Origin of the sequence: Leucobacter sp. PH1c, assembly GCF_000633415.1 — a bacterium.
GTDB lineage: Bacteria > Actinomycetota > Actinomycetes > Actinomycetales > Microbacteriaceae > Leucobacter.
This window is the reverse complement of the sequence record NZ_AYMV01000028.1, coordinates 1-12,856: the sequence shown is the minus strand read 5'-3', so window position 1 is coordinate 12,856 and position 12,856 is coordinate 1. Positions and strand designations below refer to the sequence as shown.

Genomic DNA, 12,856 nt, shown 5'->3' with positions numbered 1-12,856 from the left:
GCCCCTTCTCCCCGAAATGTTGGGGGCGCGGGGAGGGCTCGGCGTGGCGCGGCGCGGAGGGGCCTAGGCTGGCGGCATGGATGCGCAGCGCACGCCCGAGCCCTACGACGTCGTCGATCTGATCGGCACCAAGCGGCACGCGGGCGCGCTCGCGCCCGGCGAGATCGCGTGGGTGGTCGACGCGTTCACGCGCGGCGTCGTCGCCCCGGAGCAGATGAGCGCGCTCCTGATGGCGATCGTGATCCAGGGCATGGAGCGGCGCGAGATCCGGGATCTCACCGCGGCGATGATCGCGAGCGGGGAGCGGCTCTCCTTCTCCGGCCTTGGCCGCCCGGCGATCGACAAGCACTCGACGGGCGGGGTCGGCGACAAGATCACGCTGCCGCTCGTGCCCCTCCTCGCCTCGCTCGGCGTCGCGGTGCCGCAGCTCTCGGGGCGCGGGCTCGGGCACACGGGCGGCACGCTCGACAAGCTCGAGTCGATCCCCGGGTGGCGTGCGGCGCTTTCGAACGAGGAGATGTACGCCGTCCTGGCGGAGACGGGCGGGGTGATCTGCGCTGCGGGATCCGGCCTCGCGCCCGCGGATCGCGCGATGTACGCGCTGCGCGACGTGACCGGAACAGTGGCCGCCGTGCCGCTCATCGCGTCGTCGATCATGAGCAAGAAGATCGCGGAGGGGGCCGACGGGCTCGTGCTCGACGTGAAGTTCGGCTCCGGCGCGTTCCTCCCCGAGCTCGCCGATGCCCAGGAGCTCGCGCGCACGATGGTGGAGCTCGGTGCCGACTCGGGACTCCGCACGGTCGCGCTGCTCACCGATATGGACGCGCCCCTCGGCCGCGCGGTCGGCAACGCGAACGAGGTGCGCGAGTCGGTCGAGGTGCTCGCGGGCGGCGGACCGGCGGAGGTCGTGGAGCTCACGCTCGCCCTCGCGCGGGAGATGCTCGACCTGGCAGGGCGCCCCGATGTGGACCCGGCCCCGGCGCTCGCCGATGGCCGCGCGATGGACGCGTGGCGCCGCCTCATCGCGGCGCAGGGCGGAGACCCCGATGCGCCGCTCGTGGTTGCACGTGAAACGGAGATCGTGCGGGCGCAGGCGGATGGCATCGTGCAGCGCGTCGACGCGCGCGCCGTCGGGGTGGGGGCATGGCGCCTTGGGGCGGGCCGCGCTCGCCCCGGCGACCCCGTGGATCACGCTGCGGGCGTCGAGGTGCTCGTGCGGCCCGGCGATGCCGTGCGCGCGGGCGACGCGCTCTTCGAGGTGCGCTGCGATCAGGCCGGTCGCCTCGCCCGCGGCCTCGAATCGCTCGCGGGCGCCGTCGAACTCGGCGCTGCGCCTCCCGCGCCCCGCCCGCTCGTCGCGGGCCGCGTCGCGGCCTGAGCCGCCCGGAGGGCCGCGCGGGCTCAGGCGCGGGGCGCGAGCTCCGCGAAGGCGTCGCCCAGGGCGCGGGCCACGTCGCCCGCGGTGATCGGGCGCTCCGCGGGACCGGACGCGAGCCGCGCCGCGCGGTCGTGGAGGTGGGCCGCCGCGATCCCGAGCTCGGCGAGCAGGGCGGGATCGGCCCGCACCTCCGCGGCGTGACCGGCGAGCAGCGCGCCGAGCGCGCCCGCGAGCACGTCGCCGGTGCCCGCGGTGGCGAGCCAGGGGGTGGCGCGCGCCGAGACGAGGGGCGCGCCGCCGGGGGCCGCCGCGATCGTGCGGGAGCCCTTCAGGAGCACGGTGGCATCGAGCGCTTCGGCGAGCCGGAGCGTCGCCGCGGCGCGGGCGTCGATCGCGTCCGGGTCCGCGAGCGCGGCGGGCGGCTCGCCGAGCTCGCAGGCCCGCCAGAGCCGGGCGAACTCGCCCGCGTGCGGCGTGAGGATGCGGGGTGCCGCGGCGGCGGGCTGGCCGGGCGCGGTCGTGCAGCGCCTCGTCGCCGCGAGGGCGAGTGCGCCCGCATCGACCACCACGGGGGCGTCGCCCGCGAGGAGCGCGCGGAGCGCGTCGGTCTCGGCGGGGGAGCGCGTTCCGGGGTCGGTGCCGGAGCCGATCAGCCAGGCGTCGCAGGCGCGCGCGGACCCGGCCTCGCCGAACACCGTCTCGGGTGCTGCCGCGAGCACCGCCGCGGCGGGCGAGGGGAGGCCGGCGGGAGCGGGTGCGTTGTCGATCGTCGGAACGTAGCGCAGCAGGCCGACGCCGCTGCGCCACGCGGCGAGCACGCCGAGTACCGCGGCGCCCGGGAACTGCGCGGAGCCCGTGCGCACGCCGAGCACGCCGCGCCGATACTTGTCATCGCGCGCCCCCGGGCGGCGCAGCCAGCGGGCCGCGTCGGCGGGGGAGCGCTCGACGATCACGGTGCGGGCTGCTCCGTCGATCCGGCGGTGTCGCCGGATCCGTCCGCGTCCGCCTGCAGCGCGGCGAGCGTCGTGCGGAGCGCCGCCGCGAGCTCGTCAAGCGCCTGCTCGGCGGAGGCGCGGCGCTCGGCCGCCGATCCCGCGTCCGAGAACGTGTCGAGGTAGACCTTCAGCTTGGGCTCGGTGCCGCTCGGGCGGATCATCACGCGCGAGCCGTCGGCGAGATCGAAGCGCAGCACGTCCGCGGGCACCTCTGCGCGCCCCGGCTCGAGGAGATCCTGCCGCTCGGCGACCGCGACGCCGCCGAACTCGGTGGGCGGCTCCTGCCGGATCCGGGCGGAGAGCGCCGAGGCGGCGGCCATCGAGTCGAGCCGCAGGGTGATCTGCGCGCTCGCGAAGTGGCCGAAGCGCTCGCCGGCGTCGTCGAGCAGATCCCACACGGTGCGCCCCTCGGCGGCCAGCTCGCGCACCATGGCGATCGCGTCGGCGCTCGCGGAGATGCCGTCCTTGTCGCGCACGGTGTCGGGGTGGGTGAGGTAGCCGAGCGCCTCCTCGAAGCCGAAGATGAGGCGGGGCACGCGCGAGACCCACTTGAAGCCGGACAGGGTCTCGGCGTAGTCGAGGCCGTACTCGGCCGCGACGGCGCGCAGCGCGGGGGAGGAGACGATCGTGCAGGCGAGCGCGCCGCCCGGCTCGGTGCCGCTCTGCTCGGCTCGGTTCCACTCGCGCTCGGCGGCGCGCCAGCCGAGGAGGAGGCCCAGCTCGTTGCCGGTGAGGCGGCGGTAGCCGTCGGCCGCAGCGGGATCCGGGAGCGCGATCGCGAGGCGGTCGGCGTCCGGGTCGTGCGCCACGATGAGCTCGGCGTCGACGCTGCGGGCCACGCGGAAGGCGAGGTCGAGGGCGCCCGGCTCCTCGGGGTTCGGGAAGGCGACCGTGGGGAACGCGCCGTCGGGGCGATCCTGCTCCGGGACGGGCGTGACCGAGGGCAGGCCTGCGGAGACGAACACGCGCCGGGCGAGGTCGGAGCCGACGCCGTGCATCGCCGTATAGACGATGCGCAGCTCCGTTCGGGATCCCGCGGGCCCGTCGTTCTCGGGGTCGCGCGGGAAGCCCGCGAGGAGCGCCGCGGCGGTGTCCGAGACGTAGGCGTCGGCCACCTCCGAGCCGAGCACCGTGTAGTCGGAGCTGCGGGGCAGCTCCGCGAGCGGCCGCCGGGCGATCTCGACGATGCGCTCGGCGATCTGGCCGTCGACAGGCGGCACGATCTGGGATCCGGCATCGGCGTCGCCGAGGTAGACCTTGTAGCCGTTGTCGCGCGGCGGGTTGTGGCTCGCGGTCACCATCACGCCGGCGGACACCCCGAGGTGGCGCACGGCGAAGGCCGTGAGCGGGGTGGGGCCCGGCTCGGGGAAGAGGAAGACGCGCACGCCGGCGCCGGCGAGGACCTCGGCGGCGTCGCGAGCGAAGACATCGGAGTTCACGCGGCCGTCGTAGCCGATCACGATCGAGGGGGGCGCGCTCGTCTCGCCGCGTGCGGCCCGGTCGAGGAGGAACGCGGCGAAGCCCGCGCTCGTCTGGGAGACGACGACGCGGTTCATGCGGAGGGGGCCAGCGCCCAGCGCACCGCGGAGCCCCGCGGTGCCGAAGGCGAGGCGGCCGTCGAACGCCGAGGCGAGCTCGTCGAGCGCCGCGGCCTCGCCGGAGCGGGCGCGCTCGAGCAGCGCGAGCGTCTCGCCGCGGGTCTCGGGATCGGGATCCTGCGCGGCCCACGCCGCTGCACTCTCGATCAGCGGATCCGGAGTGGTCCCCGAGGTCTCCGACGTACGCATTCCCATCGCGTGCTCTCCCTCCCCGGCAGGCGCCGAAGTAGTTTCAAGCTATCACCCCGCGGGTCGACTCCCGGGGAGCGGGGGTAGGCTGGCCGAGGGTGTCGCGCCCGGCACCCGATCCCGTCGAGAGAGGACCGCACGTGTGCGCTTCCGTGCGCTGCGATGAGTGCAGCAAGATGACCTGGGCCGGCTGCGGCGAGCACGTCGAGGAGGCCCTCGCGGGTGTCCCCGCTGCGGAGCGGTGCGTCTGCCCGCGCTGAGCCCCGGCTGAGTCGTGCGCTGCGGCGGTCGCCCCTCGGGGCGGCCGCCGCAGCCGTGTCGGGGGTCGGTGCGACACTGGCCCCATGATCACCACCTTCGCTGTCGCGGGCTACCGATCCCTCGTCGATCTCGTGGTGCCGCTCGCCCCGCTCACGGTCGTGTCGGGGGCGAACGGCACGGGGAAGACGAGCCTCTACCGCGCGCTGCGGCTGCTCGCCGCGGCCGGGGCGGGTGAGCTCGTCGGCGCGGTCGCGCGCGAGGGCGGGCTGGCCAGCGCGCTGTGGGCGGGCCCGGAACGGACGGCGGGTCCCGGCGCCCAGGGCACCGTGCGCTCCCGGCCCGTCTCGCTCCGCCTCGGCGTGGGGTCGGCGGAGTACGGCTACCTCGTCGAGCTGGGTCAGCCGCAGGTCGACCCGGCGCGCAGCTTCTTCCTGCACGATCCGGAGATCAAGCGGGAGCAGGTGTTCATGGGCGCGGCACCGCGGCCGAGCGCCGTCTTCATCGACCGCACTCGCGGTGCCGCTCGGGTGCGCGATGCGGGGTGGCGCGCCGTACCGCAGGCGCTCGGGCCGGGGCAGAGCGTGCTCCGCGACCTCGACGACGCGGGCACGCTCGCGGACACGCTGCGGCTGCGCACGCGGATGGCGGAGTGGCGCTGCTACGACCACTTCCGCACGGATCGGGCGGCGCCGGCCCGGCAGGCCCAGGTGGGCACGCGCACGCGCTGGCTGAGCGACGACGGCGCCGACCTCGCCGCGGTGTGGGCCACCGCGATCGAGCGCGGACAGGACGGTCCGCTCGCGGGGGCCGTCGCCGAGGCGTTCCCGGGCTCGCGCGTGGAGATCACGGTGACGCACGGGGTGTTCGAACTGCTGCTGCACCAGCCCGGGCTCCTGCGGCCGTTCAGCGCGGCCGAGCTGTCCGACGGCACGCTGCGCTATCTCCTGCTCTGCGCCGCGCTGCTTCCCGCCGAGCCGCCGCCGCTCATCGTGCTCAACGAGCCGGAGGGCTCCCTCCACGCGGAGCTGCTGGCCCCGCTCGGGGCGCTCATCCGGCGCGCGGCGGAGCGCACGCAGGTGCTCGTGGTGACGCACGCGCCGACGCTGCGCGCGGCGCTCACGGGGGCGGCAGCCGGGGCGGGAGCCGCGGGCTCCGCGGCGCCCGGCGCCGAGATCGAGCTCGAGTCGACCGGGTGGGGCACCCGCGTGCGCGGGCAGGGCCCGCTCGACGGGCCGCCGTGGAACTGGCCGGCCCGCTAGCGCGGCGGCGGCCCGCACGTCCTTCGCGGCAGCCGGAGCGCGCCGGCTCAGCCCAGCTGGGGCCCGCGCCCGGGGCTCGGCGCGCCGCCGGCCCGGGGCTCGGCGTCGCCCTCGGGCGCCGGGTCGCTCGGCGCCAGGTCTCCGCTGCGGATCGCGGCCTGCACGGCGAGCCAGCACTCCGCCGTGTCCTCCATCGACGAGAGGTCACGGCCGATGATCTTCTCGATCCGGGAGATCCGGGCGATGAGCGTCTGCCGGTGCACGAAGAGCCGCTCCGAGGCTCGCACCCAGCTGCGGTTCTCCTCCAGGAAGACCCGCAGGGTGTGCGTGAGCGAGGTGCCGCGCTGCTCGTCGTAGGTGCGCAGCGGGCCGAGCACCTGGCGGGCGATCTCGCGGAGCTGATCCGGATCCGCGGGGAGGAACAGCGAGGTGTTCGCCTGCTCCTCGAAGCGGAGGAGGCGCCCGGACTGGTGCGCGCGGATGAGCGCGCTGCGCGCCTGCCGCAGCGCCGTGGGCAGCGCGGCGAGATCGGAGAAGCCCGCGCTCACCCCGAGCCCCGCGTGGCTGCTCGCGAGCGCCTCGAAGAGCGGTTCGACGGCGTCGCCCAGGGAGGCGAGCACGAGCACCTGGCTGTCCTTCACGGTGGCGAGCGCGGGCACCTGCGCCGTGCCGAACGAGGCGTGCACCTCGTCGAGCGTGGCGCGCGCGTCCGGCCGCTGCGAGACGGCGAGCTGAAAGGGCGGTTCGACGCCGTACGCGGCGACGAGGTGGTCGGCCGGGGCCGAGGCGACCGCGTCGTCGCAGAGATCGGTGAGCAGCAGGGAGCCGTGGAGCCAGTCGCTCCGCCGCGCCGCGACCTTCACCGCGAGCGCGTTGTCGACGATGCCCGCAGCGTGCCGCAGCTGAGCGCGGTCGAGCGGCCCGGATGGCGTGACCCGCAGCTCCAGCTCGCCGGGCGAGAGGAGCGGCACGGACCAGGATCCCGCCGGGAGCTGCTGGAGGGCGCCCGGCCCCGCCGGCTCGCTGCGGGGGAGAAGAACGAGGGCAGCGCGCAGGATCCGGCCGAGCTCGTCGAGGAGCGCGTCGATCCCATCGTCCACCGCGTGCTCGGCGAGCGCCGCGTACATCCGCTCCGTCTGCTGCACCCGCTCGGCGCGCTCCCGCTGCACCGCGTTCGCCACCGTCATCGCGAGCGAGACGAAGCGCACCTCGTGCGCGGTCTCGAGCACGGGGAACCCCGCGCGGGCGGCGTGGGCGAGTGCCGCGGGCGTGAATGGGTGCTCCGGCATCTCCGCGTCAATCGCGACGGCAGCGATGCCGGCACGGTGCATGCCGTCGAGGTACGCGATCTGCTCATCGGTCCCCGCGGGGACTCCGATCCCCGTGGTCATCACGAGCGCATCCTGCCCGAGCCACTGCCACGGCTCGGGCAGCTCGCAGACGTGCGCCCAGACGATCGGGCGCTCCTCACCGACGCCGGGGGTGAGCGAGCGGGTGCCCGCGGCGGGGATGCTGAGGAGGGAGCGGACCGTGAAACTCATGGCTCCTGCGGACTTCGACTCGAGTGCATTAGCGCTCCAGGGCGCGGAGGGCGGCGGCGGCGCGCACCCCGGACGCGACGGCGCCCGAGAGCGACTGCGCGAGCCCCGTGTGCTCGCCCGCGAGGGCGACGCGGCCCGCCGCGCGGTCGAACGCGCCGGCGTCCTCCGCGCTCCACGCGAGGCCGGGCGCGGAGTAGGAGCCGCGCGCCCACGGGTCGTCCGCCCAGGTGGTGAGGAGCACGTCGCCGTCGATCTCGAGCTCGGGTCGCATGGCGCGAAGCGCGGCCACCCAGCCGTCCGGGCCCTGCTCCACCCCGAGCGCGTCGAGCGCGAAGGGCCCGCCCGCGAAGGAGGAGAGCGCGTCGATCCGGCTCACGCCGTCGATGCTCAGCGAGCGCCAGGACCACCAGGTGTGGTCGGGGTTCTGCAGCGCGATGTCCGCGTCGACGCGCGTGAGGGGGACGCCGAGCTTGGCGGCGACGCCCATGAAGCGGTGGTCGAGCGCGCGCTGCTGCGCCTCGGGGAGCGCGAAGCCGAGCTCGAGCTCGCGGAGGAGCGGGAGCGGGGTGGTGATCACGGCCGCGTCGGCGTCGAGCCGGGTGCCGTCGCGGAGGATCACCTGCACGCCCGAGGCGCTCTGGTCGACGCCCGCGACGGGGTGCTCGAGCCGGATCCGCGAGCCGAGCCGCCGGGCGAGCTCGATCGAGAGCGCCTGATTGCCGCCGACGAAGCGGCCACCGTCCTCGATGTAGCCGTCGACGGTCGAGGACTCGTGGAGCAGCACCGCCTCGGCGCTCACGAGCGCGGGGTCGGCCGCGGCCGAGGTCGTGGTGCGCCGGTAGACCGGGTCGAGGCGGTAGTCGGCGCCGAGCGCCTCGGCGAACGCGCGCTCGAGGGAGACCCCGGTCTCGCCGTCGGCGAGCATGCGCGCGAGGGTGTCGCGCACCCGGGCGCTCGTCTCCGTCAGCTCGGCGAAGGAGATCACCCGCCCGGCGACCGTGCGGCGGCCGTAGCGCACGTTGTGCGACATGATCGGCACACCCACCTCGGCGGCGAGGCGGCGGATCGCGAACTCGGTGGGGAAGATGTACTCCCCGCCCCGCTCGGTGACCTCGCCGTTGCCGAGGCGCTCGGACCAGGTGCGCCCGCCGACGCGATCGCGCGCTTCGAGCACGGTGCAGCGGTGCCCGGCCTGCTCGAGCTCCCAGGCAGCGGTGAGCCCGGCGAGCCCGGCTCCGACGACCAAGACGTCCATGCGTGTTCCTCCTTGAACAGCTTTGCGTGTGGCTCCCATCGTAGGGACCGGCCGCCGCCGCCGCGCGCCGCGATCCCGTTCACAAACGGTATTGCTTATGTTCGTACACCCCGCGTGCACCGCGGTGTACGAATCTATGAAAGCTGCGCGCTGGGGTAACGAACCGGTAACAGCGCGGGGTGCTGGCCGCGCGAACGCTGCTAGCTTCGGGACCTGCCGGGGATCCCTGGCCCCGCCAGATCGGGGCAGGCGCCCCCGGCGGATCACGACCATGAGGACCACGATCACGACGAAGTGAGGAACACATGTCCACTCCGAGAACTCTGCTGGGGCGCCGTCGCCCCGCAGCCCGCCGAGCCGTCGCGCTCGCCGCGGGCACTGCCGCGCTCGCGCTGACGCTCGTCGGCTGCAGCGGCGGCGCCGAGCCCGAGGCCGCCCCCGAGCGCGACCTCGGCACCCCCGTCGCCGGTGAGATCAAGGCCGGCGCGCTCGAGGGCACGACCCTCACCTTCGCCGGCTCCGGCGGCGTCTTCCAAGACGGCCAGAAGGCGGCGCTCTGGGATCCCTTCGCGGAGGCCTCCGGCGCCACCGTGAACCAGGACGCCTTCGATGCGGGCAAGCTCAAGGCCATGGTCGACAGCGGCAACGTCAGCTGGGACATCGTCAACACGACGCAGTTCGATACGGCCCGCGGCTGCGGCACGCTCTACGAGGAGTACGACTACTCGCAGATCGACACGTCGAAGATCCCTGAGGGCACGATCACCGACAAGTGCATGGTGCCGCAGATCCTCTACGGCCTGGTCGTGGTCTACAACACCGACAAGTTCGGCGACAACCCGCCCACGAGCGCGGCCGACTTCTTCGACACCGAGAAGTTCCCCGGCAAGCGCACCGTGAGCCAGTCGACCTACGTCGACCCGCAGACCGTCGAGTTCGCGCTCACCGCGCAGGGCAAGGACGTCAAGAACCTGAAGCCCGAGGACATCGAGGGCGCGTTTGACATGTACAAGGGCCTCGGCGACAACGTCATCGGCTGGACCACGGGCGCGGCCGCGCAGCAGCAGCTCGAGTCCGGCGAGGCCGTGATGGGGCTCGTCTGGTCGGGCCGCGGCTACGGCGCCGCCTCGGCCGGCGCCCCCGTCGCCCCCATGTGGGACCAGTGGATGATCATGGTCGACTCGAACGGCATCCCCAAGGGCGTCAAGGACAAGCAGGCCGCCTTCGCCGCGGTCAACTACTCGATCGGCGCGGAGCAGCAGGCGAAGATGACCGAGGAGACCTCGTACGGCGGCGTGAACATCGATGCGAAGCCGCAGATGGACGAGCTGCTCACCACCTGGATGACGACCGAGCACCTCGACACCGGCATCGCGCCGAACGTCGACTTCTGGGTCGAGAACTACGACGCCCTCGCCGCAGCGTGGGCCGGCTGGGCGACCGGTAACTGATCGCCATGACTGACCACACCGTCACCGAGGGCGATACGTCGACACGTGCGATCGCCCTCGGTGCGGACCCCGGGGCCGCGAAGAAGCGGGGGCCGAAGAACTGGCGCCCGCTCCTCCTCCTCGTCCCGGCGTTCGTGATCGTTTCCCTGTTCTTCCTGGCGCCGCTGATCGACGTGTTCATCCGCTCGATCACCGACCCCCAGCCGGGCATGCAGAACTACGTCTGGCTCTTCACGACCGAGGCGAACCTCAACGTCGTGCTGCGCACCTTCGGCACGGCCATCATCGTGACGATCGTCTGCCTCGTGCTCGCCTACCCGTACGCGTACCTCATGACCATCGTCTCGGATCGCACGCGCAATCTGATGCAGCTGTTCATCATGATGCCGCTGTGGACGTCGATCCTCGTGCGGACCCTCGCGTGGATGGTGCTGCTGCAGGACACGGGCCCGATCAACGGTCTGCTCGCGGCGTGGTTCGGGATCGGCCCGATCCCGCTCATTCGCACCACCTTCGGCGTCGCGCTCGGCATGAGCCAGGTGCTGCTGCCGTTCATGGTGCTGCCGCTCTACTCGTCCATGTCGAAGATCGACAAGCGGCTGCTGCCCGCGGCGTCGAACCTCGGCGCGAACCCGGTCACGGCCTTCTTCACGGTCTACCTGCCCCTGTCGAAGCCCGGGATCTTCTCCGGCGGCGTCACGGTCTTCATCCTCGGCCTCGGCTTCTACATCATCCCCGCCCTGCTCGGCTCCTCGAAGGAGATCATGATCTCCGCGATGATCCAGCAGCAGATCAGCGTGTTCCTCATGTGGGGCCAGGGCACCGCGCTCGGCATCTTCCTGCTCGTGTGCACGATCCTCATCCTCGTCGTGGTCTCGCGGCTCAACAAGGGCGGCAGCCTCTTCCCGGGGGTGAACCGCTGATGACCTTCAAACGCGTGCTCGGCGTCTTCGCCGTCCTGATCGTGCTCTGGCTGATCCTCCCGACGCTCGTGATCGTGCCGATGTCGTTCAACGAGGCCCCCTCGTTCAACTTCCCGCCGAAGGGCTTCTCGACGCGCTGGTACGAGAACTTCTTTACCGACCCGAGCTGGCTGAAGGCGCTCTGGTCCTCGCTGCAGGTGGCGCTCCTCACGATGCTCGTGGCCACGGCGGTCGGCGTGCTCGCGGCGCTCGGCCTCTCGAAGGTGAAGTTCCGCGGCAAGGGGCTCCTCGAGGGCTACTTCCTGCTCCCGCTCATCGTGCCGGGCATCGTGCTCGCGGTCGGCCTGTACTCGCTGTTCCTCCGGATGAACCTGCTGGGCACCCTGCCCGGCTTCATCCTGGCCCACACGATCGTCGCCATGCCGCTCGTCATCACGAACGTGATGGCCTCGCTGCAGGGCCTCGATCCGCGGCTCGAGCAGGCGTCCGCGTCGCTCGGCGCCGGGCGGGTGCGCACCTTCTTCAGCATCACCCTGCCGCTCATCGCCCCCGGTGTGACGGCGGGAGCGCTGTTCGCCTTCGTCACCTCGTTCGACGAGGTGATCCTGTCGCTGTTCATCCAGAGCCCCTCACTGCAGACCCTGCCGGTGAAGATCTTCAACAGCGTCACCCAGACCAATGACCCCACGGTGGCCGCCGTCGCGGTGATCACGATGCTGACCTCGGTCGTCGTGATGCTCATCGCCCAGTTCGCCACGCGGAAGAGAAAGCGACCGGTAGCGTGAACGCTATGACTCACAACGACATCCCGGTGCCCGACGGGCACGAGGAGGAGCTGCGCTCCGAGGGACTCAACACCCAGGCGATCCACGCGATCGGCGAGGCGGGCATCAGCCTGAGCCAGGTGACGAAGCGATACGGCGACAAGGCCGTGGTCGACGAGATCGATCTCGTGATCGAGCCCGGCGAGTTCATGACCTTCCTCGGCCCCTCCGGCTCGGGCAAGACGACGACCCTGAACATGATCGCCGGCTTCACGGGCGTCACCGAGGGGCACCTGCACATCTACGGTAAGCCCGTGGCGAAGCTCCCGCCGCACAAGCGCGACATCGGCATGGTGTTCCAGAACTACGCGCTCTTCCCGCACAAGACGGTTGCGGAGAACATCGCGTACCCGCTGCAGCGCCGCAAGCTGAGCAAGGCCGAGCAGCAGGAGAAGGTCGCCGCGGCGCTCGCGATGGTGCGGATGGGCGAGTACGGGGACCGCTACCCGTCCGAGCTCTCCGGCGGCCAGCAGCAGCGCGTCGCGCTCGCCCGCGCGCTCGTCTACGAGCCCCGCGTGCTGCTCATGGACGAGCCGCTCGGCGCGCTCGACAAGAAGCTGCGCGAGTGGCTGCAGACCGAGATCAAGCGCATCCACCGCGAGGTGGGCTCCACGTTCGTCTACGTGACCCACGATCAGGAGGAAGCGCTGTCGATGTCGGACCGCATCGCGGTCTTCAACAACGGCAAGATCGAGCAGGTCGGCACCGCCGAAGACCTCTATGAGGCGCCCCAGACGCTCTTCGTCGGCCGCTTCCTCGGGGAGTCGACCGTGCTGCTCGGAACGGGCACCGCGGTGGGAGAGCGGCAGACCGCTATCGACGTCGCCGGGCACCGCGTGCTCGCCGACGGGCAGTCGATCCACTCGGAGCTCGCGATCCTGATCCGGCCCGAGAACCTGCGGCTTGAGCCCGCGGGGACGACGCCCACCGAGACGCAGAACTCGATCCCCGTCACGATCCTCGACGTGACGTACCTCGGCGCGTCCCGGCGCTACACGGTGCGCCTGCCCGATGGCTCCGAGGGCGCCGTGCGCCTCGGCCAGGAGGCCCGCATCCACAACCGCGGTGACGACGTCGCGATGATGTGGGACATCGCCTCGGGCGTGCTGCTCGTCGACACCGGTGAGGCCGGCGAATCGGCGACCTGAGCGGCGCGATCACGGCAGCGGCCGCAGCACCCCG

Annotated in this window: 10 protein-coding genes; 6 read left to right on the top strand and 4 right to left on the bottom strand. The window is 73.0% G+C overall.

All coding sequences use genetic code 11. The annotated features are described in order from the left end of the window. Window positions 1-76: 76 nt before the first annotated feature. On the top strand, window positions 77-1,378 hold the full coding sequence (locus U874_RS0109780) for a thymidine phosphorylase (protein WP_025134360.1): 1,302 nt from the start codon (window positions 77-79) through the stop codon (window positions 1,376-1,378). Window positions 1,379-1,401: 23 nt separating this feature from the next. Here U874_RS0109780 and U874_RS0109775 read toward each other — a convergent pair whose 3' ends face one another. Both U874_RS0109775 and U874_RS0109770 read right to left on the bottom strand, forming a co-directional pair. Beyond that, window positions 1,402-2,331 (bottom strand): ADP/ATP-dependent (S)-NAD(P)H-hydrate dehydratase, encoded by a 930-nt coding sequence (locus tag U874_RS0109775; protein WP_025134359.1) that lies wholly within the window; start codon window positions 2,329-2,331, stop codon window positions 1,402-1,404. Then, window positions 2,328-4,166 carry a phospho-sugar mutase gene (locus U874_RS0109770; RefSeq protein ID WP_025134358.1) on the bottom strand — a complete coding sequence of 613 codons (1,839 nt, stop codon included), beginning with the start codon at window positions 4,164-4,166 and terminating at the stop codon, window positions 2,328-2,330. Before U874_RS0109770 ends, U874_RS0109775 begins: the two co-directional genes overlap by 4 nt. A 338-nt stretch (window positions 4,167-4,504) precedes the next feature. On the opposite strand from U874_RS0109770, the gene U874_RS0109765 reads away from it, so the two are divergent. Beyond that, window positions 4,505-5,680, top strand: a complete 1,176-nt coding sequence (locus U874_RS0109765) for an AAA family ATPase (RefSeq protein ID WP_025134357.1) — start codon at window positions 4,505-4,507, stop codon at window positions 5,678-5,680. A 47-nt stretch (window positions 5,681-5,727) separates the two neighbouring features. On the opposite strand, the gene U874_RS0109760 is transcribed toward U874_RS0109765, so the two are convergent. Both U874_RS0109760 and U874_RS0109755 read right to left on the bottom strand, forming a co-directional pair. Then, window positions 5,728-7,221, bottom strand: coding sequence for a helix-turn-helix domain-containing protein (locus U874_RS0109760; protein WP_025134356.1), 1,494 nt, complete (start codon window positions 7,219-7,221; stop codon window positions 5,728-5,730). Window positions 7,222-7,249: 28 nt separating this feature from the next. Further along, entirely contained in the window at window positions 7,250-8,476 is a 1,227-nt protein-coding gene (locus U874_RS0109755; protein ID WP_025134355.1) for an NAD(P)/FAD-dependent oxidoreductase, read from the bottom strand. A 305-nt stretch (window positions 8,477-8,781) separates the two neighbouring features. On the opposite strand from U874_RS0109755, the gene U874_RS0109750 reads away from it, so the two are divergent. The 4 genes from U874_RS0109750 to U874_RS0109735 are packed head-to-tail and all read left to right on the top strand — an operon-like array spanning window position 8,782 to window position 12,822. Beyond that, on the top strand, window positions 8,782-9,927 hold the full coding sequence (locus tag U874_RS0109750; protein WP_025134354.1) for an extracellular solute-binding protein: 1,146 nt from the start codon (window positions 8,782-8,784) through the stop codon (window positions 9,925-9,927). A 5-nt stretch (window positions 9,928-9,932) separates the two neighbouring features. Next, window positions 9,933-10,850 carry an ABC transporter permease gene (locus tag U874_RS0109745; protein WP_025134353.1) on the top strand — a complete coding sequence of 306 codons (918 nt, stop codon included), beginning with the start codon at window positions 9,933-9,935 and terminating at the stop codon, window positions 10,848-10,850. Then, entirely contained in the window at window positions 10,850-11,635 is a 786-nt protein-coding gene (locus tag U874_RS0109740; protein WP_025134352.1) for an ABC transporter permease, read from the top strand. Before U874_RS0109745 ends, U874_RS0109740 begins: the two co-directional genes overlap by 1 nt. A gap of 5 nt (window positions 11,636-11,640) precedes the next feature. Next, complete coding sequence (locus U874_RS0109735; protein ID WP_025134351.1) at window positions 11,641-12,822, top strand: ABC transporter ATP-binding protein; 1,182 nt, start codon at window positions 11,641-11,643, stop codon at window positions 12,820-12,822. Window positions 12,823-12,856: the final 34 nt, after the last annotated feature.